15 protein-coding genes are annotated in these 24401 nt (G+C 49.9%); 7 read left to right on the plus strand and 8 right to left on the minus strand.

All coding sequences use genetic code 11. From position 1 onward, the window contains the following. Positions 1-298: 298 nt before the first annotated feature. The 6 genes from MTX78_RS17470 (at position 299) to MTX78_RS17495 (ending at position 11185) form a co-directional block, all read left to right on the plus strand. A complete protein-coding gene (locus MTX78_RS17470; RefSeq protein WP_243796965.1) occupies positions 299-3454 on the plus strand; it encodes a SusC/RagA family TonB-linked outer membrane protein in 3156 nt (1051 codons plus the stop codon). 19 nt (positions 3455-3473) lie between these two features. Next, the gene (locus MTX78_RS17475) at positions 3474-4943 is read left to right on the plus strand and encodes a SusD/RagB family nutrient-binding outer membrane lipoprotein (RefSeq protein ID WP_243796967.1); all 1470 of its coding nucleotides are present in this window, start codon (positions 3474-3476) and stop codon (positions 4941-4943) included. A gap of 72 nt (positions 4944-5015) precedes the next feature. After that, positions 5016-5417 (plus strand): hypothetical protein, encoded by a 402-nt coding sequence (locus MTX78_RS17480; protein WP_243796969.1) that lies wholly within the window; start codon positions 5016-5018, stop codon positions 5415-5417. Between the two features lie 395 nt (positions 5418-5812). Next, positions 5813-8983: a SusC/RagA family TonB-linked outer membrane protein gene (locus tag MTX78_RS17485; protein WP_243796970.1), complete on the plus strand. Its 3171-nt coding sequence runs from the start codon at positions 5813-5815 to the stop codon at positions 8981-8983. A 99-nt stretch (positions 8984-9082) separates the two neighbouring features. Then, positions 9083-10564 (plus strand): SusD/RagB family nutrient-binding outer membrane lipoprotein, encoded by a 1482-nt coding sequence (locus tag MTX78_RS17490; protein ID WP_243796972.1) that lies wholly within the window; start codon positions 9083-9085, stop codon positions 10562-10564. Between the two features lie 36 nt (positions 10565-10600). Continuing rightward, on the plus strand, positions 10601-11185 hold the full coding sequence (locus MTX78_RS17495) for a hypothetical protein (RefSeq protein ID WP_243796973.1): 585 nt from the start codon (positions 10601-10603) through the stop codon (positions 11183-11185). Between the two features lie 197 nt (positions 11186-11382). Here MTX78_RS17495 and MTX78_RS17500 read toward each other — a convergent pair whose 3' ends face one another. From MTX78_RS17500 to lon, 4 genes are all read right to left on the minus strand, one after another. Next, positions 11383-12114, minus strand: coding sequence for an SDR family NAD(P)-dependent oxidoreductase (locus MTX78_RS17500; protein WP_243796975.1), 732 nt, complete (start codon positions 12112-12114; stop codon positions 11383-11385). A gap of 126 nt (positions 12115-12240) precedes the next feature. Next, positions 12241-13656 (minus strand): ATP-dependent protease ATPase subunit HslU, encoded by a 1416-nt coding sequence (gene hslU / locus MTX78_RS17505; protein ID WP_243796977.1) that lies wholly within the window; start codon positions 13654-13656, stop codon positions 12241-12243. A gap of 175 nt (positions 13657-13831) precedes the next feature. Then, a complete protein-coding gene (gene porQ / locus MTX78_RS17510) occupies positions 13832-14890 on the minus strand; it encodes a type IX secretion system protein PorQ (protein WP_243796979.1) in 1059 nt (352 codons plus the stop codon). Between the two features lie 170 nt (positions 14891-15060). Next, complete coding sequence (gene lon / locus MTX78_RS17515) at positions 15061-17523, minus strand: endopeptidase La (protein ID WP_243796981.1); 2463 nt, start codon at positions 17521-17523, stop codon at positions 15061-15063. Positions 17524-17846: 323 nt separating this feature from the next. On the opposite strand from lon, the gene MTX78_RS17520 reads away from it, so the two are divergent. Further along, positions 17847-19850: an OmpA family protein gene (locus MTX78_RS17520; protein ID WP_243796982.1), complete on the plus strand. Its 2004-nt coding sequence runs from the start codon at positions 17847-17849 to the stop codon at positions 19848-19850. A 95-nt stretch (positions 19851-19945) separates the two neighbouring features. On the opposite strand, the gene MTX78_RS17525 is transcribed toward MTX78_RS17520, so the two are convergent. The 4 genes from MTX78_RS17525 to MTX78_RS17540 form a co-directional block, all read right to left on the minus strand. Then, complete coding sequence (locus MTX78_RS17525; protein WP_243796984.1) at positions 19946-20443, minus strand: DUF6702 family protein; 498 nt, start codon at positions 20441-20443, stop codon at positions 19946-19948. 34 nt (positions 20444-20477) lie between these two features. After that, entirely contained in the window at positions 20478-21821 is a 1344-nt protein-coding gene (gene rseP, locus MTX78_RS17530) for an RIP metalloprotease RseP (protein WP_243796986.1), read from the minus strand. A 176-nt stretch (positions 21822-21997) separates the two neighbouring features. Further along, positions 21998-23170 (minus strand): 1-deoxy-D-xylulose-5-phosphate reductoisomerase, encoded by a 1173-nt coding sequence (locus MTX78_RS17535; protein WP_243796988.1) that lies wholly within the window; start codon positions 23168-23170, stop codon positions 21998-22000. A 388-nt stretch (positions 23171-23558) separates the two neighbouring features. Then, positions 23559-24068: a 3-oxoacyl-ACP synthase gene (locus tag MTX78_RS17540; RefSeq protein ID WP_243796989.1), complete on the minus strand. Its 510-nt coding sequence runs from the start codon at positions 24066-24068 to the stop codon at positions 23559-23561. Positions 24069-24401: the final 333 nt, after the last annotated feature.

The raw sequence follows: 24401 nt of genomic DNA on the forward strand, positions 1-24401 counted from the left end.
ATTCGTTTAACATGATACTTTACACATGGAAAGCTCTCATAACTTACGAGTTCGCTGTGTACATCTACTATTTGCAAACAACAGCTTGACAAACATATGTCCGCATCAATTGTGAAATTTTAACATACGATTTCCTTTTTCTTCTAAAAAAATACAATTTTTCACTTTTCTATATGCACGTGAGCAACATTTTTATTTAACAAGGCTATTTTTAAAATTATGCTTGTAATTTGTGGCTATAAACCGCTCTTTTTCACGCTAAACGCAGATTTATTTCCTTCATTTTTACACCTTCTACATGAATAAAACCCTACTCATGAGTCCTGTACTCATGGCCGGCCTGTTGCAGCAGGTGGCGGCACAAGACCGGAGCATCTCTGGTAAAGTAACGGATCGGCAGACTGGTGAAGGCCTACCCGGTGTAACAGTACTCGTAAAAGGCACGACAAATGGTGTTTCCACGAATTCGGACGGTAGCTTTAACTTAAGCAATGCGCCAGCATCCGGTGGTACGCTTGTTTTTAGCTCGGTTGGATACATTTCTGTAGAGCGTGCGCTCGGTAATGAAAGCACCCTCAACGTAGGCCTTGCTACAGACTCAAAGCAGTTGAGCGAAGTAGTTGTTACTGCTTTAGGGCAAGAGGCACAAAAGAAATCATTGGGATATTCTGTATCTCAAGTGCAAGCTGAAGAACTTACTCAAGCTCGTCAGACCAACGTAGTAAATTCGCTAGCTGGCAAAGTGGCTGGTGTGCGAGTTCAAGCCTCTAACGGCATGGTTGGTTCCTCTTCGAATATTTTCATTCGTGGTCTAACCACGTTCAACGGTAGCAACCAGCCTTTGTTCGTAGTTGATGGTATTCCAATCGATAACGGCGGTGGTACTAACGCTCTGCAAGGTGGTGTATCCAATTCCAACCGGGCCATTGACATCAACCAAGACGACATTGAAACAGTATCCATTCTGAAAGGGCCTGCAGCGGCTGTGCTTTATGGGTCGCGTGCAGCCTCGGGTGCTATTCTCATCACTACAAAGCGAGGTGCGACGCTAGGCTCTAAGAAGCAATCCATAAACGTAACTTCTAACTACAATATAGTTAAAGTAGGGCGCCTACCCGATTACCAGAACACGTACGGGCAAGGCAACCGCGGTAACTTTAATAACATAGCGCAGGGTTCATGGGGGCCACGTGCTACAGGCCAAATTGTTACTAACTTCCGTGGTGAAGATGAAGCACTGACTATCAATCCTGACGTTATTGAGGACATCTTTCAAACAGGCTCTAACTTCCAAAATAACGTTTCTCTATCTGGAGCAACTGAGCGTACTCGCTATTTCGCTTCCTATGGCAACCTACATGAAGTAGGAGTATTAGATAACAACGACCTGAAGCGTAATACTGTAACGTTTAACGGTAATGCTCAATTAACGGAAAAGTTGCGTACCGGAGTCAATGTAATTTTCTCCAATAGCGTTTCTAAACGTACCCCGCAAGGCAACCAGTTATCTAACCCTTTTTTCCGGACTTGGTTCTTACCACGTAGTTATGACGTGCACAAGTACCCATTTGAGCTATCCAATGGTGGTCAGCAGGTTCTGAATGCTGCAGGAGGTACCGCTATACCAAGCAACACATGGTACAGCAGCGATGACAATCCTCTGTGGACAATCAAAAACAACCGGTATAATGACGAGGTAAACCGCATTGTTGGCAACGTCAGCATAGGATACGATTTCGCTGATTGGTTATCCTTGGATTACAAACTTGGCACTGATACCTACGCTCAGGAGAGCAAACAGGTCAATTCGCGCGACAGCCGGGGTACAAGTATTGTAAATACAAACCCTACCCTCATTGGAAACATTCGTGACCGGACCTATACTCGTCGGGAACTCAGTTCTTATTTGAACTTAACTCTCAAGCACGATATCAACGAGGATTTCAATTTACGCCTGCTTTTAGGTAATGAAATCAACCAACGTCGCGACAACGACGTGGGCGTTACTGGAAGTGATATCCAGGTTCGGGGATACGATAACATCACAAGCGCTAAAACTTTCATTCCTTTCGGTCTCGAAACTGAGACCCGGCTGATTGGTTTTTATGGTGATTTGAATGTTGGGTACAAAGACTTTGCTTTCCTCGGACTGACTGGTCGTAATGACTACTCTTCTACCTTCAGCAAAGAGAACCGCTCGTATTTCTACCCTGGTGCATCGCTTAGCATTGTCTTCACCGAAGCTATACCAAGCTTGAAAGACAACAAAATTTTCACTTCCGGCAAACTCAGAGGTGCTGCCGCTACAGTAGGTCGTGAAGCTCCAGTATACTCTACGGATACCTACTTTGCTTCTACCAACAACCCTTCAGACGGCTTTGGCCCCGCAATCAACTTCCCTTTCCGTGGTCAACTAGGACAATCATTGGATAACGTAGGCGGCAACCCAAATCTAGGTCCAGAATTCACGACTACTTACGAAGCGGGTGTTGACTTGAGTTTCTTCGGTGGCCGTTTGAGCTTAGAAGGGACTGTTTACAACCAGCAGAGTAAAGATATCATCTTCCAAGTACCAGTTGCTGGGGCTTCTGGGTTCACCAACATATTCCAGAATATTGGTAAGTCAGAGGCAAAAGGAATAGAGTTGCTTATTACGTCAACCCCTGTGAAGATTGGTGGCTTCACCTATAGCAACTCGATCAACTGGACGCGCATTCGTAACCGTGTTATATCGTTGGCTCCTGGTGTAGACCAGATTACTTTAGGTGGCTTTGTGTCACCTAGCACCCGCCTGATTGCGGGCCAGCCATACGGCGTACTTTTCGGTTCCGTATTCCAGCGTTCGCCTCAAGGTGAGCTGTTGTTGACTCCTCAGGGTCGCACTCAATTGGCATTGGATAACAAGGTAGTTGGTGATCCTAACCCGCAATGGACTGGTGGATTCACAAACACCTTCTCTTACAAAGGCCTGACTCTTAATACACTTCTGGATATACGCTATGGCGGCGACATCATTTCCCGCAACGTGAGTGATATGCGTCGTCAAGGGGCAGTAAAAGAAACCGCTGACCGCGATAATGTATATGTTATCAAAGGCGTAATTGCTCAAGCCGATGGGAGTTTCACGCCCAACAATGTTCAGATTACAGCCGAAGACTATTTCGAGGACCTTTATGGATTTGGCAAAGCAGAATTCGTAGTGTTTGACGCTTCCTGGATTCGCCTACGTGAGGTAGCTCTAACTTACGCCTTACCTAAGTCAATAACTGATAGAACGTTCTTGGGTAATGTAGAGTTAGGGCTGAATGCACGCAACGTGTTCTTGTACTCTCCTAATGTGCCTCATATTGACCCAGAAGTTAACGCTCAAGGTCAAAGCAACTCACAGGGTCTGGAATTCAACGCTCTGCCCCAGTCACGTACGTACGGCGCTTCGATTCGCCTCACCTTCTAATTGCTTAACCTGAGATAACATGCGCTTTTTTCGCTTTACTAAATACGTTGCATTTACAGCCTCACTAGGGCTGCTGGGTGCTTGCGACGATTTTCTAGACGTGAACCAGAGCCCTAATGCTATATTGGTTGCTCCGGCACCTAACGTATTAGTGGCAGCCGAAAGTCACGTAGGCTTCCAAATGGGGTCTGACATCAGCCGCTTCAGTCTTTTATTTGCCCAGCAATTTGCAGGGCAAGGTGGAGGTGGTATTCAGGGTGCTGAATATGACCGATATAACCTTACAGCTACCGATATCAACAACGTGTGGCGTAGTGGTATCTACGGAGGTGGGCTAGCAGACCTCCAAAAACTGATCGATCAGACCCAGGCTACCAGCCCACATTATGCTGGTGTCAGTAAGATTATGCAGGCTTACCTGTATGGCATCACAACAGATACTTGGGGAGATATTCCTTACACAGAGGCTCTGAAGTTTGCCACTAACGTTCAGCCAACTTATACCGCCTCCGCAGATGTCTACACTGGCCTTATCACGCTTATCGACTCAGGTATTGAGGATCTTGATAAGACCTCAGCGCTTGCAATAAGCACCGATGACCTAATATATGGTGGTGATTTAGCTAAATGGAAGAAGTTTGCGAATACGCTCAAACTACGGCTGTATTTGCATTATTATCCCAAGGTATCTCCCACCGCTACTAGCAGCATTGCAAAATTGCTTGAACAAGGGCCGAACAGCTTCATGACCAGCAATGCAGATAATTTTCAACTGAATTTTGCTGCTGTATCAAATAACGAGAACCCCATCCACCAGTTCGATCTTCGTCGTCCAAACCAAATTTTTCCGAGCGCGACGATCGTTAATTTGATGAATGGCAAAACAGACCCACGTCGAGCTTCTTACTTCACCGTGTTTCCATCAGGTGGTCAACAGTACACTGGTGCTGTCAATGGTACTGGTACGAACGGAGTTAGTACCTCTTTCTCACGTCTTCATACTTTCATTCGTGGTGCGGCCACTACTACAGGTACTACCACCACGTACACTGGCGCGGCCCCGGTTCGGATGCTAACATTTGCTGAGTATAACTTTATCTTGGCTGAGTATTACCAGCGTACAGGAAACACAACCAGTGCTATAACTGCTCTCAACGCCGGTATCCGTGCATCTATGACAATGGCAGATGTTTCCGCGGCTGATGCAGATGCGTATGTGTTGCGTGTACCAGCTCTAATTGCAGCTAATGGTTTGCTAAGAACAATAATTGAGGAGAAGTTTGTAGCCAATTTTGGTGTAGCAGTGGAGCCTTGGACTGACTGGCGCCGTACCGGCTTCCCGGCCTTACCTCTTGCCACAAATGCTGCTGTCCAGCAGATTCCACGTATTCTCCCTTACTCTGATCTGGAGCGTGTAGCTAATCCAGCAAATACCCCAGCGCGGACCGATTTGACGGCTCCATCTGTATTCTGGGATCCAGGCCGCTAGTAGTTGTTGCCCCGTGAGCACCCTATTAACAGCTCACGGGGTACCCTTCTCTTTTTCAATAAGATTCGATACATGAAAAAATTCATTTACAATATTCTGTTACTTTTAGTAACAGTTGTGGCTCTAGCTAGCTGCGAAAAGGAAGAAGAAAACTTCCGCGTGACACCTCAAACGCAAATTGTCTTCGACGACAACATCGACAAGATTACTGCTAGCTACCGCTCTACTGGCAACGTTGTGTTGAAGATAGCTGCCCCAGGAGCTACTAGCGTTAGAGTCACGAGTACATATACCGGAGGGTCTGTAGTTCTAGGTAATCTACCTGTGACTGACGGATTCGTAACCCTCAGTGTGCCTGCTACTTCAGTACGAGCATCAGGTACCTTAGTCGGCTCCTACTCTTTTAGAGTAGATGCTACATTACCAGACGGAAGTATAGAAACCCGTTTTTTTACGGCTGCTATAACTGCTTAATAATTAGGCTAGAGAAAGCTATTAATGGCTTAATGAATGCTCAGAAGCGCCGGCCAAATGGTCGGCGCTTCTTTTATGACTTTTATACAAAAAAAGCATGTATATACACATTTACTCATACGCACTATTTTTTCAAGCTCTTGATTAATACAATCGACAAAAAGAGCATGTACGTTGGCTAAGTAACTCTTGCCTTACACATTGATTTGTTGCACCAGCTTAATCCAAGCTGGACTACGCTATTTGACACATATAGTTAAAAAAAGCAGTTCCGGTTGATATTTTCTCGGGTATAGTCCATATAACTTTCAAATTATGCTGTAAATTGTGAATCCGATTTGTTTCTTCAGTCCCTCTGACGAAGTTTTTATCTTCTTCACTTTCACACCTTTTACATGAATAAAACCCTACTCATGAGTCCTGTACTCATGGTCGGCCTGTTGCAGCAGGTGGCGGCACAAGACCGGAGCATTTCTGGTAAAGTAACGGATCGGCAGACTAGTGAAGGCCTACCCGGTGTAACAGTGCTTTTGAAAGGCACGACAAATGGTGTTTCCACAAACTCGGATGGCTCGTTTAATTTAAACAACGTACCGGCGGCTGGTGGTACGCTTGTTTTTAGCTCGGTTGGCTATGTCTCAGTGGAACGCCCGATTGGCACTGACAACAAACTTGATGTAGGTCTTGCCACGGACTCCAAGCAGTTGAGCGAAGTAGTAGTAACCGCCCTTGGTATCGAGCGAGACACTCGTTCATTAGGTTACGCTACACAGCAAATCAAAGCAGATCAGATTTCGCAAAAGTCAGAGCCAAACGTGCTTAGCGCACTCCAAGGCAAAGTGGCAGGCGTTAACATTGTTACGTCTAGTGGCTTACCAGGCGCTTCATCGAATATTAACATTCGTGGCATAACTTCTTTGGGTGGTAACAATCAGCCCTTGTTTGTGGTAGATGGTATTCCAATTAGCAATGATTTGGATCGTACTTCCAGCACACTGTTTGGGGCTCAGCAGTCAAACCGGGCAGCAGACATTGATCCAGAAAACATAGAAAGCATCAACATTCTGAAGGGTCCCGCTGCGGCTGCTCTTTATGGTTCGCGAGCTTCTTCTGGTGCTGTAATTATCACCACTAAGTCTGGTCGAAACGCAAACAAGAAGCTCGAGGTAACCGTTACTTCAGGCTTCTCGCTTCAGCGTGTATACGGTCTGATGGACCTACAGAACGATTACGGACAAGGTACTGGAGGTATAAATCAGTTAACGAACGGAGATCCAAATACCGGTGGCACAAACTCTTGGGGCCCTCGTTTTGGCACTACTCCTACGCTAGCCAACGGCCTGCTCTATAGAGCCGCTGATGGTAGTATTCAGGAACAAGATTACCGAGCATATCCTAATAACATCAAGGATTTCTACCGCCAGGGTCAGATTCTGCAGAATGGTGTAAACATTGCAGGTGGCAATGCTGACCAAAATTTGTCGCTAAGTGTGAATAACACTAGCCAAAAAGGCGTTACGGAAAACTCTAAATTAAATCGTACTAGCATTCAATTGGGTGGCAATACTACACTGCTCAACAAATTACGGGCGGGCGGGTCTGTCAACTTTATTCAGACCAACCAACTAGGGCCTCAGCAGGGTAATGGTGGTTCGCCATTTGGACGTTTGAACGTAGTACCGCGCAGTTACAACTTGCAAGGCCTGCCCTATATTGATCCTAACACAGGACGGAACATACCATTTGCTGGGGGTGAAAATCCACTGTGGAGCTTGCTACGCAATTCTTCTACTTCCAACCTCACTCGCTTCATTAACATAGCTAACTTGAGCTATGAAGTAACGCCTTGGTTGAACGTAGCCTATCGTGCAGGACTTGACACGTATACTGACCGTCGCAAACAGATATACGACATCAGTTCGACACGTGCTGCTGCTGGACAAGTGATTGATCAGACATTGTTCCGGAGTGAAATCAACGGTGATTTGTTGGTGACCTTGAAAAAGGATAATGTTTTTGCAGAAGGTCTCAACGCGAACCTTTTATTGGGTCAAAATATCAACCAGCGCCGCAGACAGGAAGTGTTTGCCCAAGGCGACAACCTAACGCTGCCTAACTTTTACAACCTAGCAAACGCTACTACCTTCTCTAATGGTACAAGTGAAGTAAATTCAACACGTCGTCTCCTAGGGTACTATGGACAGTTGTCGCTCTCGTACAACAACTACTTGTTCTTAGAACTCACAGGTCGTGCCGATCAGTCTTCGACACTGCCTAAGGAGAACAACACTTTCTTCTATCCGTCAGCAACGGCTAGCTTCGTATTCACTGATGCCTTCAAGATATCTAACGATTTTTTCTCATACGGTAAAATTCGGGGTAACATATCGCAAGTAGGCCGCGATGCAGATCCATACCTGCTCAACACAACCTATGGAGTAGCCACGCAAGGCAACAACGTGGCTAGTGTTAGCTTCCCGTTCATTATCAATAATGCGAACTACGCTGGCTTTGATATTGGAAACCGTTTGGGTAGCCAAGCACTGACACCGGAATTCACTAATTCGTACGAAGTAGGAACCAACCTGGGCTTTTTCAACAACAAGCTGACATTCGACCTGACATACTTTAAGACTGTCAGTGAGAGTCAAATCCTTGACGTATCCACAGCTCCCTCTTCTGGTTTCTTAACACGCACCACCAACGTGGGCCGCGTGGATAACAGCGGCTACGAGGCTTTGGTGAACATTACCCCAGTAAGTGCCAATGATTTTCGCTGGGATGTAAGCGTCAACTTCACTCGTATCCGCAACAAAGTGCTGGAGATTTCTGAGGGCGTGACTCAATCGCAAATTGCGGGTGCCACCTTCACAGGAACAAGCCCATCATTTGTAGTGAATCAACCTTACGGTGTTATCAGAGGACAGAAAAAACCCCGTGTAACCGATCGTAACAGTCCTTATTACGACCAATATATCATCAATCCGGCTACCGGCCTATTCGCGCCTGAGTTAACCAACCAGCTAATTTCTAATCCAAACCCAGATTGGCAGGCTGGCATTAACAACACAGTAAGCTACAAAGGCCTCACAGCTTCTTTCTTGGTTGATGCTGTGTATGGCGGTGATGTAATCTCCTTCACCGCTGGCACATTCAAAGGCAACGGTTCTTTGGAAGAAACTGGTAAAAACCGTGAAGCGCCCCGCGTAATACCGGGCGTCATTGCAAATGCTGACGGTACCTATCGTCCAAATGATATTCAGGTTGACGCTCAATCCTACTGGGGAAGCTTCGGTCTGCAAAGTGATTTGAACGTGTATGACGCTACGGTTTATCGCCTACGTGAAGTAACACTGGGCTATACACTTCCTAAAGGGCTACTGGAGCGCACGCCATTTGGACAGGCTACTATATCGCTATCAGGCCGTAACCTGTTCTATTACGCTCCCAATGCTCCTTTTGACCCGGAAGTAAACACTCAAGGCGCTGGCAACATCCGCGGCTTGGAATTACAAGGTTCGCCTAATGCCCGCAACTACGGCATCAACTTGCGCTTCACTTTGTAATACAGCTTCAACAAAGCATTTCGATTTTAAAACATGAGATATCAGAAATACATTGGTCTTACGCTAGCAGGAGTGGTAGCCCTCGGCGCTACAAGCTGCGTGGAAGACTTTCTCGACGTAAACACAACCCCTAACAACAGCCTTACTGCTCCTCCAAGTGTGTTGCTCACTAGCAGCATCATCACTACGGGCTTCTCTAATGGCAACGAAATCAATCGTATTTCGTCGTTGCTAGTACAACATGTAGCGGGCACGGCCAACCAGGCATCGGGTCAAGATGTGTATAACATCCGTGGCGGACTTGATAACCAATGGCAGTTTGAGCAGTACGCGGGTGTCCTCGAAAACACAAACACCCTCATAACAGTAGCAAATACTGCTACTAGCCCTGCTTATTCAGGTATTGCAAAATTGCTCAAGGCTTACAACTTTGCGATGGTAACAGACTTATGGGGAGATATTCCATATTCGGAAGCTCTTCAGGGTTTGGCCAAGCTGCAGCCTCGTTTTGATCGGCAGGAGGATATTTACAAAGGTTCTGCCGACGTCCAGAGCCTTGATGCACTAGTAAAAGAAGGCCTCGCGGAAATTGATCAGCAAAGTACGCTGGTTCCTTCTGCCGTTGATGATCCAGTATACCGAGGCGACCTTGCCAAATGGAAGCGCATGGGCAATACGCTTCGCTTAAAATTGGCTAATACCATCAGCCGTAAAGAGCCAGCTTTAGCTAAGGCTATCATTGACGAGGTAATTAGAGGCAATAATTTCATTGCTAGCAACACTGACGATTTTCAAGTTCCGTTCGGTGGTACTGTAGGTAACCGTAACCCTATCTATGACTTCAACGGGGTCAACGTAACTGGCTCTGTTGCGGGACAGCGCGAACTCGATCTCACATTGAGTCAGCGTCTGTTGGATAGTATGCGTACTAAGAATGACCCGCGCCTACCGATCTACTTCAATACAGTTCCTGCGAGTACTGCAGGCTCGACCACCACTCCGCTTGGTGTCTTCTACGGTTATCAAAACGGCAACAATATTGCAGCACCAACCGCGAAAGCTAACCGCTCCAAGTACAACGTTTATTTCACTGGCAACGCAGGAGAAGCACCTATTCGCCTACTTACAAACTTTCAACGTTTGTTCATTATGGCAGAATCGGCCCTTATACTAGGGACGTCAACGGGCGGTAGCACCGTGCAGGGTCTATACCAAGATGCCATTCGTGCTTCTATGAGCAAGGCAGGTATTTCGAATGAAGCTATAGAAACTTACTTCGCCAATAACCCTAGCGTAGTGAACCTGTCGCCAGCAACTGATGACGCTACCAAGCAGAAGAATCTTAATAAGATTATAACGCAAAAATGGATTGCTTGGGTAGGCAATGGGTACGAAGCCTACAATGATTACCGCCGGACTGGATACCCAAGATTGGCGTTGGTACTAAATGCACAAGGTGATGATCCTACCAAAATTCCGAAGCGCTTCGTGTATCCGGCCTCTGAAAGCTCTGGTAATGCTGCTAATGCTCCTAACCCAGTTCCTGGTACTATCGAACCCGTATGGTGGGACGTTGATTAGTGGTCGGTCTCAGCATCAATTCTCATTTTACTCCTCATGAAAAATCATTTCATAAAACTTTGCGCTATCGTCTTTTTATCAGCTGGCTTTTTTGCCTGCGAAAAAGACTATGGTGATAATTTGGGTCCGGTAGAAGACAGCTTAGCGAGTATACCTGTTACGGTATCTAATGCCGAATTCACAGAACGCTACCCAGTTATTACCACTTCCGTTAGCGCTGGTGGCAACTTCACCATCAACTTTGAAATTCCTGCTGACAAGGGAAAGATTGCTGCAATTACGAAAGTAGCTACAGGCCCGTCTGCTATATCCAATTTAGCAAATCTGAATTCAACTGCTGCTGCTTCCTCTTTGAACACTGCTCCTATTGCAGGCAATGGGACCAACCAAATTTCCTTTACTTCGACTTTGGCAGATTACTTGGCTTACCGCATAAGGAATGGAGCGGCTTTTGGTCCCGTCGCAACAACAGGTAACCCTCCAGTAGCAGTAGTTCCAACTGCTCTACCGGCTCCTAGCACAAACAACATACCTACGGAAATCCAGTATTATTTCCGCTTAACACTGGAAGATGGCACTACTATTGTCCCGATGCCAGTACGAGTAAGATTGATTCCTTAAGTTTCAACAGACAATAAAAAGAGCCCTCTGTATGATACAGAGGGCTCTTTTTGTTTAGCCACATGCACACTGATAGGACAATACCGCTCACAATACAGTTGCTTAGTTACTCTAGTTTTACTTTCAGAGTTGAGAAGCAAACTTTTATAGACTATTCAACTAGCAGCTGATAGAAGAGCACGTATTAGCAGCACGCGTTAAAGGTCTTTCAGCCCTACGATTGTCTCCTCTCCAAAGCTGCTAGGCTTTTGCAGCCACCCTACTACCTTATCTGCTACCACCTCTGGCTCTAGTAGTTTACCCTCTGCATGCAAGGCAGAAAACTTAGAAGCCTCGCTAAAGCTGTGAACATCAGCATCTCGGATGTGCTCTTGCATAGCAGTATCTAGCACGCCTGGTGACAAGCTGCGTAAGCGGATTCCAGAGCCTCGTAAGTCTTGCTCTTTCTGTGCAGTGCGAGTTAGCGCATCAAGAGCGGCTTTGGAGGCACTGTAGGCTCCCCATCCGTCTACGGCACGTTGGGCGGCTCCGCTGCTGATATTTAGGATGGTACGAGGGATACTGGTTTGCTGGGAATAAGCACTTAGAAAGGTGTTCATTAGCATAGCGGGTGCTATTACATTGACATTGAACACAAATTCGAAATGCTCGTTCTGATGCTCACCTAGGTAGCCAATGTTACCCAACACCGCAGCATTATTGATGAGCGTTATGCTAGCGGCGCCCGGACAGGCAGGGAACACTTTGTGTAGGTTGTTCTCTACTGCTGTGATGTCGGATAGGTCGAGCGGCTGGTGTTGATACCGCTCGTGCGTGATAGTAGCGTGGCGTGACACTCCCAAAACATGTGTATCAGATTGGCGTAACACAGCTTCGGCTAGTGCTTTGCCTAAACCACGGCTGGCGCCGGTAATGATGTAGTAGTGCATGCGAAACAGATGACAGGATAAACGAAAAGTGCCGTCAGTGGCCAAAAGAAGCCCCGCACTAGATACGCGGAGAGTCACTTGTCCGTTGACGGCACTTGTTTTTTCGCTTGTTCAAGCGAAGCTATTTTACAGAATATACTGCGATACGTCGCGGTTCCGGACCATGCCTTGTAGGCGCTCGTCTACTAATTCGCGGGTGATGAGGATGTGGGCGTTGGGACCGATAAGATCTGGTACATCGAAGAGAATATCGTTGAGCAAGCGGCTCATAACCGTATGCAACCGGCGCGCTCCAATATTTTCCACTTCGGCATTCACTTCAAACGCTATTTCTGCCAAGCGCTCCAAAGCAGAATCCTCGAACGTCAGAAATACATCCTCGGCTAGTAACAGAGCTTCGTATTGCTTGGTAAGAGCATTTTTTGGGTCTTTCAAGATGCGGAAGAAGTCATCTTTGGTAAGACTTTGAAGTTCCACCCGGATAGGGAAACGGCCTTGCAACTCCGGTATTAGGTCAGACGGTTTGGCTACGTGGAAGGCTCCGGCAGCTATAAACAAAATGTGGTCGGTGTTGATGATGCCGTATTTGGTGCTCACGGCCGAGCCTTCAACTATCGGTAGCAGGTCGCGCTGCACGCCTTCACGGCTAACATCGGGGCCGCCACCGCCTTTGCTGCTCCGGCTCGCTACTTTATCAATTTCATCAATGAAAATGATACCTGCATTTTCAGCTTGCCGAATAGCTTCATCTTTCACCTCATCCATGTCGATGAGCTTGGCGGCTTCTTCGTCCAGCAGAATCTTACGCGCTTCTGCAATAGTGACTTTCCGCTTGCGCGTTTTCTTGGGCATCATTGCGCCTAGCATGTCCTGCAAGCCGGCCATGGAAGCTTCATCTATGCCCGGAGCACCGCCAACAACACCAATACCTGGTGCTCCGCCTTGCTGCACTTTGATTTCGATTTTACGGTCGTCTAACTCGCCGCTGCGAATTTTGTCGCGGAATTTCTCACGCGTGCGTTCGTTTAGCTCGTAGTCGGAGTCGGGCATGGTGGAGCCGTCAGGCAGACTGCCAAAACCCACAGAAGGCTTGCTTATTGAACCACCGCTGCTCACAGGCGGAATAAGGGCATCCAAAATCAGATCTTCAACAGCTTGCGCAGCCTGTACTTTCACAGCTTCTTTGCGGCGTTGCTTCACTTGGTTCACTGATTGCTCCACTAGGTCGCGAACCATGCTTTCCACGTCCCGGCCAACATAGCCTACTTCCGTGAATTTAGAGGCTTCTACTTTGGTGAAGGGGGCATCGGCAATGGCGGCTAGGCGGCGCGCAATTTCTGTTTTACCGACGCCGGTAGAGCCTATCATCAGAATGTTGTTGGGCACAATTTCGCGCTGCATGTCGGCGGGGGCATGCAACCGGCGCCAGCGGTTACGCAGAGCAATGGCAACGTGGCGCTTGGCTTCGTGCTGACCAATGATGTATTTATCAAGCTCGGCCACAATTTGGGCCGGGGTAAGGAAACTGCTGGAATCAAGCATAAGAAAAGTCGATCAATAAAATCTTTCCGAAAAGTAATAAACGTCCTGTTGTGAATAGGACGCCCTGCTGTTGCGTAGTAACAACAGATACACGTACGGTTTTGCCAGTTGCTTCGCTGGATTTTGCTTTCTGCCCTTTCTTCAGGAGCAAGACGCGTCTTACTGTAGCGCCGAGTTACTGCGTTTTGGTGAACAGCGTGTTCAGGTTACGCGCAATAGTGAAGTAGTTGGCAGCTCCGCTGGCATGCATGCCAGCGCGCGTGTAGTCGAGCTGAAATTGACTGATACGCAGCATCACGCCAAAGGCAATGCCTGCGCCGCCACTTACATTGTCGAGGCGCAGCTCGCGGCGCTGCAGGTGGTTGTAGCCGACCCGCAGGTTGAGGTTTTTGCCTAGAATCAGCTCTCCACCCACTGCAAAGTGCCGGGCAATTTTATCACCAACCGTCTTTTTCTTCTTTATGCTTTCGCCGTTCTCATCGAGTTGGCCACGCTGGTTGGGGTCCAGATACACAATGTCGAACTGCTGCAAATGATGCGCGGTAATAGTAAACCGCAACGGCATGTGCTCGGGCTTGATAGAGGCCCCAATCTGGACATCCAGAGGCATGGGCTCCCTACTAGCACCAGCATACGGCTTGAGTTGGTATCCTACGTTGCGTGCTGCTAAGCCAACCGTAAAGTCTTGCTCTGGGTGTTTGAAAACGGCGCCAACATCAGCAAGCACACCCACCGAATGATTACCGGAAATACCCGATACTGCCAACTTTGCTGTGCCTGCCAGCGTGAAGTTGCCTTGCGTGTATGAATCAGCAACGCTCAAGGCATACTCGTTCACTGAAAACTCTCCCATGGGGTTGCCAGCGGCATCATACTGCTCGAACTTACCGTAGCTTAAGTAGGTCAAGCCGATGCCAAAGCGGCCAGCTTTTTCGGTATTGAATGCATAAGCAGCCGTGCTTTGCTTGATATCGGCCAGATAGTCAACGAAGCTTAGTGCCAGCCGGCCCTCCATATCTGCGTTCAGCAAAGCGGGGTTGCTTAGAAACATCGTCGGGTCAGAATCCCGGGACGATACGTTGACGCCACCCAAGGCAGCAGTTTTGGCGCCCGGTGGCAGGTTCAAAAAAGAGAAGGCCTGCTGTCCGCCAATCTGAGCGGCGGCAGGGATGTTGCTCAACCCCAAGCCAATACATACTATAGCAATAACCCGGCAGTGTAGCAGTCGAATCATACAAACAAGATACAGCGTTTAAAGAAGGTTGCGAATCTAAGACGCACGGCCAAGCATTTTATTGCGCGCCATAAATGAGTTCAGGGGCACACCACTCGTTCCTACCTGGTATCGGACAACACTCCTGTGCCTCACAACCAGAAACGAGCAGCATGCCCCTGCATATTCACTTACTGAACTTCTACGCTTGACACTGGCGCTGCTAGAGGCTCATCACGAACTACGAGTTTCAAGGGGTGCTCCACCAGTTCGTCTAGCAAAGCAACCTTTAACACGTCGTCCACCCGGTCGGCATAATGGATAGTTACCTCTTTGAGGTATTCGGCTGATATTTCAAGGATATCCTTGCGGTTCTTGCTGCACAGAATAATGTCGCGGATACCGGCGCGCTTGGCAGCCAGAATCTTTTCCTTGATACCTCCTACCGGCAGCACCTTGCCACGCAGCGTTATTTCACCGGTCATAGCCAAATGGCTCCGGATTTTGCGTTGCGTAAACACCGATGCAATGCTGGTAAAAATGGCAATACCGGCACTAGGGCCATCTTTCGGCACGGCACCTTCGGGGAAGTGGATGTGCAGGTCATACTGATCGAAGAGGCGGTAATCAATGCCTAACTCCTCAGCGCGGCTACGCAAATAGCTTAAGGCGGTGATGGCTGATTCTTTCATCACATCACCCAGCTGACCCGACAACGTCAGCTTACCGCGGCCCCGGCTTAGCAAGCTTTCGATAAAGAGGATGTCGCCTCCTACCGAGGTCCAGGCAAGACCCGTCACCACTCCGGCCGTTTCGTTGTCTTGGTATATATCCCGGTCAAAGATGGCGGGGCCTAGGATCCGCTCGATATCCTTGGGCTCCAATGAGGCAGGAAAGGCCTCACTCATGGCCTTGCTCTTGGCAATATTGCGCACAACGCCACCCAATTTACGCTCCAAGCTCCGCACTCCCGACTCACGCGTGTAGTCGTCGATGACGCGCTGTAAGGCGGCAGTTGTAATGGCCACGTCCTTGATGCTCAGGCCATGGTCGGTGAGTTGCTTGGGCCACAGGTGCTTTTTGGCAATCTGGGTTTTCTCTTCCAGCGTGTAGCCCGTCAAATCAATTATCTCCATCCGGTCGCGCAGGGCAGGCTGAATGGTGTCGAGCGAGTTGGCAGTTGCAATGAACAGCACCCGGCTCAGGTCGTACTCCACTTCCAGATAATTATCGGTGAAAGTAGAATTCTGCTCGGGGTCTAGTACTTCCAGCAGTGCCGACGATGGGTCGCCCCGGAAATCGGAAGCTAACTTATCTATTTCGTCGAGTACAATGACGGGGTTGGAAGCACCCGCTTTTTTAATCTGTGAGATGATACGGCCCGGCATAGCGCCCACGTAGGTTTTGCGGTGCCCCCGGATTTCCGCTTCGTCGCGGACGCCACCCAAGCTCATGCGCACATACTTACGGCCCAGCGCCTTGGCAATGGAACGCCCTAAGCTGGTTTTACCAACGCCGGGTGGTCCATACAGGCACAGAATAGGGGCCTTCATGTCCTGCTTGAGCTTAAGCACCGCCAAGTATTCCACAATGCGCTCCTTCACCTTCTCCATGCCGTAGTGGTCGGCATCCAGAATCTTGCGGGTACGCTTGAGGTTGAAGTTGTCTTTGGTTTGCTCGCCCCAAGGCAAGTCCAACAGAAACTCCACGTAGTTTACACTCAATGGATATTCGGCAGCCTGTGGGTTCACCCGACTCAGCTTATCTAGTTCTTTGCTGAAGTGCTTGGCCACTGTTTCGGGCCACTGCTTGAGCTTGGCGCGCTGCCGGAACTTATCAACGTCCTGGTCGGGACCTTCGGAGCCGCCTAGCTCGTCCTGCAACACTTTGATCTGCTGGCGCAGGAAATAGTCGCGCTGTTGCTGATCGATGTCGGTGTGGACCTTGCTCTGGATTTCGTGCTTGATTTCCAGATGCTGAATCTCCTTCATCATCATTTCCAGCAGCATGGTGCCGCGCTCCACTCCATCATTGATTTCGAGCAGCTTTTGCTTCTGCCCTACTTCCACATTGATGTTGGAACTCAGAAAATGGGTGAGGAAGGCCGGTGATTCAATGTTGTCGAGGGCCACTTGGGCTTCCTGTGGAATCTCGGGATTGAGCCGGAGCATCTTGGCAGCCGCATCCTTCAACGACGCCACCAAGCCTTTCACTTCCTTGGTGTTCTTGGTTGGAAACGTCTCGGCGAAGTAGTTGACCCGGGCCGTGAGGTAGGGCGTAACCTGGGTTTGCTCTTCAATATGAAAGCGGCTCTGCCCCTGAATAATGACCGTGGTATTGCCATCGGGCAGCACCAGCAGCTTCAGAATCCGGGCCATTGTACCTACCTCGTACAAGTCGGCAAGGGCAGGATCTTCGTGCTGATTGTTTTTCTGGGCCACTACCCCTACCAGTTTGTCGCCCCGATAGGCTTTGCGCACCAAACGGACGCTTTTCTTGCGTGTAACCGTCACGGGCAGTACCACTCCGGGGAACAACACGGTATTGCGCACTGGGAGTAAAGGCAACGTGGCGGGTGCATCCTGCATGTCAAGAGGCTGCTCGGGGTCAGTAGCCACAATAGAAACCACTTCGGCGGGATTATCGGCGGACATCAATAGAAAAGACGATGAAAAGCGGGTGGAATTATATACATACTCGGAGCAAAAGGCAGCGGCAGCCAGCGGTGCCAGAATGACAGGAACACAACGGCTACCCTCGCTCAATGGCGAGCGGACTTCCGAAGATACTAGTTTGACAAGTGTTGTGCCACGCTGAGCTACTCAAGACCTGGCATACGGAGCCCTCGAAACCCAGCCAGACCGGCAGAACATGAATAGGGTTGCTATATAGCATTAATCCGACGGTTAGTACCTGAAAATTCCTATTTTTGACCTTTATCGCGCCACGCTGTCTGGCTCCTGCGCTTTCTATCGTTATGTCTCGCTTGTTTCGCACATTTCTACTGCTGTTATTCTTGGGGCTGCCCGTTGCAGGTTGGGCCCAACAGAGCAGTCCTGCTCCACTACGCCAACGCAAGTTAACGGCTCGCGCGCCTCGGCAACTGCGGTTACGCTCCGATGCAACTCCCACTTTTCCGAACATCAACCGGATTCCTTACTACGAAAATAAAAAAGAGCTGAGGGCCATTCAAAAGGCCGAAAAGAGGCGTGACTTGAACCAAGCCCGCACGTTGCTTGGCGCATATGTGCACCAGTTTGGCATCGAGAACTTTGCTCGTAATACCTCTATGCTGTGGCGCTTGGCGCAACTTTGGGAAAAGGCTGGCAAAGAGGATATAGCGAAAGCATACTTCCGCTTAGCGCTGAAGCACCACCGCCAAGATGTGCAGCAGGTCCAACTCTACTACGACTCTTTAGAGCAGAAAACGGCCGACCTCTACGTGCCGCTGAAAACGTACTACGATTTGGTGGAGTACCGAAAAGGCATCGTGGCCTTTCGGCCGCCCAAAGGCGTGTATACCAACATGGGCGACGCCATCAACTCCAAGGCCGAAGACTACGGCCCCACTCTGAATTCGACGGCCGGCATGATGCTGTTTTCTTCGAAGCGCAAAATGCGCGGCATTCATGGTGTAGTGGACGAAGATTTGTACGTGTCGCGCAAAGAAGGCGAGTTGTGGTCGGAAGCCGAACCCCTGCCGAAACCCATTAACTCGCTCTACAATGAAGGATCTGCCTGCTTCACTAAAGACGGCAAGACCATCTACTTTGCCCGCTGCGAGTGCCCTAGCTGCCACGGCAACTGCGACCTGTTTACCTCTACCTTCAAAGATGGGCAATGGACCGTACCCAAAAGCCTTGGAGCACAAGTAAACTCGACGGCTTGGGACTCGCAGCCCACACTTTCTTTGAACGAGGACACGTTATACTTCGCCTCCGACCGGCTCGGAGGCTTTGGCCTCTCCGACATTTGGTACACCTACAAAAACAAAAACAACCAGTGGGCGGCGGCCGAAAACTTAGGCCCGGTGGTGAACACCCGGGAAAGTGAGGTAAGCCCTTTCTACCATCCGCTCTACAATGTGCTCTACTTTTCGTCGCGCGGGCAGTTGCTCAACTACGGTGATTTCGACATCTACAAAACGTACCGCGTCCGGAGCCGCTGGCAAGAGCCCAAGAACATTGGGCCGCTAGTAAATGGCAAAGGATCGGAATACTACTTTACCATCGATTCCGACTCGCAGAACCTGTATTATGCGCGCTCCGAGGAAAAGGACATGAAAAACCTGGACCTCTACTCCTTTCCACTACCCATGGAAGCGCAGCCGCTTTCCACTACACACATCGAAGGCTCGCTCGTTGACTCCGTGTCGCAGAAGCCGCTAAACGGCATCGTTACCATCATCGACACCGACAACGGGATTGAAGTAGCCGCAAAATACCTCCGCCCGGACGGCTCATTTGACTTCGATTTGATTGAAGGCTCGCACTACGTTATGCTGATTCAAAGTCCTGATTTTTTCAGCGTTGAAAAGAACTTCGAGTTGAAGGGAGACACCGTGATGAAGCTCATGACGAATTCCATCGACTACGGCCTACCCCTGATTTTCAAAAACATCGAGTTCGACCAAGACAAGTCCAACATCCGGGCGTCCATGCATCCCGTCCTCGACCGCATTGCATTGTTTATGGTCGACCATCCGGCCTTCCGCCTCAGCATTTCAGGCCACACCGACTCCAAAGGCGATGCTGACTTCAACGAAAAGCTTTCCCAGGACCGCGCAGCAGCCATCCGGCGCTACATCGAGCAGAAAGGGAAATTGCAGCCAAACCGCATCGAGGATATGGGTTATGGTAGTTCTCAGCCGCTGCGCCCAGAGGTTACGGCAGAAGATGCTAAAACCAACCGCCGCGTAGAGTTCCGGCTAATTAAGCCCGACGATGGCAAGAAGAACACCGACGCAGCCGACTGGAAATAGCGTTGCTTAAGCTAAGCGCGTACTCCTGATACCAAAAGGCACCTGCTACTCTTTGTAGCAGGCGCCTTTTGGTATCAGGAGTACGCGCTTAGCTGTTACCAGCTAATGCGCTGTTCCTCTTCGCCGTCACGAAACAGCGTGCTTTGCTTCTTGCCTCCGGCTTCCACGTTCACAATGTTCATCTGATCGGGGAAGGTGAGAAGCAACAGGGAATGCCGCAGGGTGAGGCTAGTCGTTGGTTTGGCGAGCTTCACAGTGCAGTAGAGCCAATGCGCATCACTCTCCTTTTGCATGCCTAGCAACTGCAAGGGAAGCATTTCGCCGGGCTTGGTCCCGAAGGCTAAGGACTTACGCAACAAGTCCGTAGTGAGCTGGGTTACCAGCGGCTTCGGCGACTGGTCGAGGCTGATAGCTGCAGGACGACCCGTGGAAAGGGCCTTCTCGAAGTCATCGGTGAAGACTTTGAGCGCAATTTCAAGTTGCTGCTTTTGTGCGTTGTAGCGCACATCCATAATGCTGGCGTGATAGGCGTGCGCCCACGCGGTGAGCGTAGCAGCTAGCAGCACAGGAAGTACGAGCAGTTTGCGAAGCATAAGGTGGCAAGAGCAGAAACGGGTATGGCCGGTTCTACTTCAGAAATACTTTGATCAGGGGCTTGAAAAGCACGAATATCATGAGGGCCATGATCATTAGCGTGCCGACTTTCTGCGCGTTTTCCAGAAACTTATCGGACGGCTTCCGACCGGCAATCATTTCGTAGAGCAGGAACAGCACGTGCCCGCCGTCGAGCGCCGGAATAGGAAGCAGATTCATGAAGGCCAGCACCATGGAAAGCGAACCAGTAAGCACCCAGAAACGCAGCCAATCCCATTGCCCGCCATACTGCTGCGCAATTTCAACCGGGCCACCCAACGAATCAACGGCTGAAGCCTGACCTTTGAATATCTTGCCAATAGCCTTTGCTTGCACGGCAATAATGCCAAAAGCATTTTTTATGCCCAAGGGTATCGACTCTACGAAGCCATAGTGGCGCGTGCTGTAATGCAGCAGTGGCTTGGGCTCGAAGCCCATTTTGCCCGCCGACGTTACTTTCACGGTCAATGTTTGAGGCTGCCCATTGCGCACGATGCCTACAGCGGTAGGTTTGCCAGCTTGCGCCAACAGTGCCGCCTGCAACTCATCGAAATACTGCACGGGTCGGTCGGCAATGCGTACTAGCTTGTCACCTGGCTTGAGGCCGGCATCGGCGGCTGGCTGTCCGGCTACTACGCGGCCTACCACGAAAGGCAACCGAGGCGCAATGAACAGACTGTCGCCATTGGCGGTAAGCTTGTCCATGAACCGAGAAGGCAAGTTCAGGTCTAGCAGTTTGCCATCGCGCTCTACGGTGTAGTAGCTGTTATCGCCGAGCAGAAAATCAGGGGAGCGGACTTCATCGAACTCAGTGAAAGGGCGCCCGTTGATTTTCACAATTTTGTCGCCGGTGCGGAAGCCAATTTCCCGGCCCAGGCCATTGGGTACTACCCCAAAGCGAGCTTCAGAAGCAGGCAGGTAACTCTCGCCTTGGATGAAAGTAAGCAGTGTAAAGACCACGATGCCGGTCAGGACGTTCATGATAATACCTCCGAGCATCACAATCAGGCGCTGCCAGGCTGGCTTGGCGCGGAACTCATCGGGCTGCGGCTCGGCGGCCAGTGCTTCAGCGTCCTGGGTTTCGTCAATCATGCCATGGATGGCGACGTAGCCGCCCAATGGAAACCAGCCGATACCATACTCCGTCTCGCCTACTTTTTTCTTGAGCAGCGCGAAGTTGAGAACATTGGGCAGCGGAAATAGAAAATCGAAAAAGATGTAAAACTTATCGACGCGAATCTTGAAGTACTTGGCCGCCGCAAAGTGTCCGAACTCGTGCAGACCAACTAGAAGAGAAAGGCCCAGCAACAAGTTGCCGACCATGATAAGGGTTTCCAAGAGTGATTAGGTAAGTAGGTGATGAAGTGACAAGCGAAGGGTAACAGAAAATAAGCAAGCCAAAAGGTAGCAGCAGAAACTGAATTGAGGAGGTAACACAAATAGCAACAAGAATGTGTCCTTTTTTATTTCATTCCCTCTACCCTCATTGGCTGCTAGCAGCTGTCTGGGGTCTCCTAATACCGCGCCAGTCGTTCTTGTGCTATTCGGCGTGCCTCCTTGTCAGTCTGCACATAGTCGTCGAGCGACGGTTCTGCAAGGTACGAAACGCGCGAAAGGCAATCTTCCACCAGTTCCGACATTTCTAGAAACCCCACTTCATCGCGCAAGAAAGCGGCTACGGCTATTTCGTTGGCTGCATTCAGCACGCAAGGCGCGTTGCCAGCCCGGCCCATGGCATCGAAGGCAAGCGCGAGGTTGCGGAAAGCCGTTTTGTCGGGTTGCTCGAAGGTTAGTTGCGGGTAGTCGAGGAAAGAGAAGCGGGGGAAGCTGGCCGGCAACCGGTGCGGATACCCCAGCGCGTACTGGATGGGCAGCTTCATGTCGGGCAGGCCCAGTTGGGCTTTCAATGACCCATCTTCAAATTGAACCAGGGAATGAATGATGCTCTGCGGATGTACTACCACATCAATCTGGTCGTCGCGAAGGCCAAACAACCACTTGGCTTCAATCACCTCTAGTCCCTTGTTCATCAAGGAAGCGGAATCAATGGTGATTTTGGCCCCCATATCCCAGTTAGGATGCTTAAGCGCCTGCGCCTTCGTGACGGAAGCCAGCTCAGAACGAGTCCGTCCGCGGAACGGACCACCCGAAGCCGTAAGAATAATTTTCTCGATTGGGTTGCGCTCCTCTCCTACCAGGCATTGGAAGATGGCAGAATGTTCGGAATCTACGGGGTATAACCCTACCCCGTATTCTTTCACTAGCCGCGTAACCAGCTGTCCGGCCACTACTAATGTCTCTTTGTTGGCTAGGGCTACGTCTTTACCGGCTCGGATGGCAGCTACGGTAGGCAGCAGCCCAGCGTATCCCACCATGGCCGTTAGCACAATATCAGATGCTGGCCGGCCGGCAACTTCCGTGAGGGCCGCAACACCAGCTAACACTTCCGTTTCCGGCTGACCAGCTAGGGCCGCTTTTACGAGGGTGTATTTTGCTTCGTCGCCGATGACAACCGCCGCTGGCCGAAACTCACGGGCCTGCTCGATAAGCAGGTTGGCGTTGGAGTGTGCCGAAAGGGCAACAACAGTGAAGCGAGTCGGATGGGCACGAATTACGTCGAGGGCCTGCGTACCGATGGAACCAGTGGAACCAAGCAGGGCAACGCGTTTGGAAAGAACTGAGGACATTGACAAAAAAACTTACACGGCGAAGGTACAGCAATCCGGCGGGGCCTGCTACTAGTGGTGCATGGAGCCGTTGCGCGCAGTACTTCCTTGCGTACTGCTGGGCTTATACCACTAGCTGTCGGTGGTACGAGTAACTAGGTCGGCTAGTACCGAGCGGGTACTGGCAACACAACAGTTCCATACCTGAATTGCTTTTGCTTGCCGGACTTAACGAGTTTCAGGGCGTCTTCTTGTGCGTCATGAAACTTCAGCCACCCCTCCGGAAAGCTTTTAAAATCATTCAGCGAAGCCGTTTTCAAGGAATATAGCCCCATTGCATTGGTGCCTGAGCTTGTATAGCTGCACCTAGCAGTACACAACTTCGCGACAGGGCTTTATTTGCTTCGTATTACTGTACACCAAGGATACGTACTGCTTTACCATTGAAGATAGCCTCCTCCCCACTGCGCTTACCAGCCAGCGCCGCTGCCACTGGCGCCGCCGCCGACACGGCAAAATAGTCATGGCCTTCCACAGTTAGCTTTCCGGCACTGATGCTGACGTAGAAATATCCCATACTAGTTTGTACCAACGCCCCAGGGCGCACTGCGTCCGAAGGCAGTTCGGGGTTGATGCGGGCTAGTTCTCCCTGAAGCTGCAAGGCCTGCTGAAGCTGTACGGCGTTGCGGTTGCGTTCCTCCTGAGCCATGGCGCGGCCCGTTTCGTATTTGTCGCCAGCGCTGCTTTTGGTTTCGGAGTTGGCAGATTCCTGCGCCGTCAGCATGGCTGCCTGCGCGGCTTCAATACGTTGCGTTACGAAGGTAGCGCAGGCAGCATGGAGCAAAATTTTGATTGTATCAGTAGAGGCAGGTAATGTCATGGTCAGAAACGGGTCGTAGTCTGCGCTAAGGTAGAACATAGCCGTTTTGGACGTGTCACCTCGTAGGTGCGCGCCAATCCAGACGGCCTCCACACAACGTATACTCCCTAGTGCTAATTCGTTTTGCTAGTCTCAAGTTTGAACTGCATTACAGCGGCAATGCCCCTGCGATTTTTTGCAGCCCACATTACGAAGCACACCGGCGTCTAGCGCTGCATCAAGCTGATGTTCACTGCAAGCAACACCGGAATAAAATCGTTATATAATTCAATTATCACTGTTGAGCTTTATAAAATCCTCGTCTTAAGTCATGATTATCACTGCTTCTTGCATAAATGTATAAGTTCCCATTTTCGTAACTAGCGATTTATT

The organism is Hymenobacter tibetensis (assembly GCF_022827545.1).
In the GTDB taxonomy this organism is placed as follows: domain Bacteria; phylum Bacteroidota; class Bacteroidia; order Cytophagales; family Hymenobacteraceae; genus Hymenobacter; species Hymenobacter tibetensis.

Excerpts from the sequence above, each read along its gene's own strand:
- porQ (WP_243796979.1), bottom strand. The coding sequence starts at position 14,890 with ATGATTCGACTGCTACACTGCCGGGTTATTGCTATAGTATGTATTGGC.
- MTX78_RS17500 (WP_243796975.1), bottom strand. The coding sequence starts at position 12,114 with ATGCACTACTACATCATTACCGGCGCCAGCCGTGGTTTAGGCAAAGCA.
- hslU (WP_243796977.1), bottom strand. The coding sequence starts at position 13,656 with ATGCTTGATTCCAGCAGTTTCCTTACCCCGGCCCAAATTGTGGCCGAG.
- MTX78_RS17475 (WP_243796967.1), top strand. The coding sequence starts at position 3,474 with ATGCGCTTTTTTCGCTTTACTAAATACGTTGCATTTACAGCCTCACTA.
- MTX78_RS17485 (WP_243796970.1), top strand. The coding sequence starts at position 5,813 with ATGAATAAAACCCTACTCATGAGTCCTGTACTCATGGTCGGCCTGTTG.
- MTX78_RS17525 (WP_243796984.1), bottom strand. The coding sequence starts at position 20,443 with ATGCTTCGCAAACTGCTCGTACTTCCTGTGCTGCTAGCTGCTACGCTC.
- MTX78_RS17535 (WP_243796988.1), bottom strand. The coding sequence starts at position 23,170 with ATGTCCTCAGTTCTTTCCAAACGCGTTGCCCTGCTTGGTTCCACTGGT.
- MTX78_RS17470 (WP_243796965.1), top strand. The coding sequence starts at position 299 with ATGAATAAAACCCTACTCATGAGTCCTGTACTCATGGCCGGCCTGTTG.
- MTX78_RS17540 (WP_243796989.1), bottom strand. The coding sequence starts at position 24,068 with ATGTTCTACCTTAGCGCAGACTACGACCCGTTTCTGACCATGACATTA.
- MTX78_RS17480 (WP_243796969.1), top strand. The coding sequence starts at position 5,016 with ATGAAAAAATTCATTTACAATATTCTGTTACTTTTAGTAACAGTTGTG.
- MTX78_RS17520 (WP_243796982.1), top strand. The coding sequence starts at position 17,847 with ATGTCTCGCTTGTTTCGCACATTTCTACTGCTGTTATTCTTGGGGCTG.
- lon (WP_243796981.1), bottom strand. The coding sequence starts at position 17,523 with ATGTCCGCCGATAATCCCGCCGAAGTGGTTTCTATTGTGGCTACTGAC.
- MTX78_RS17495 (WP_243796973.1), top strand. The coding sequence starts at position 10,601 with ATGAAAAATCATTTCATAAAACTTTGCGCTATCGTCTTTTTATCAGCT.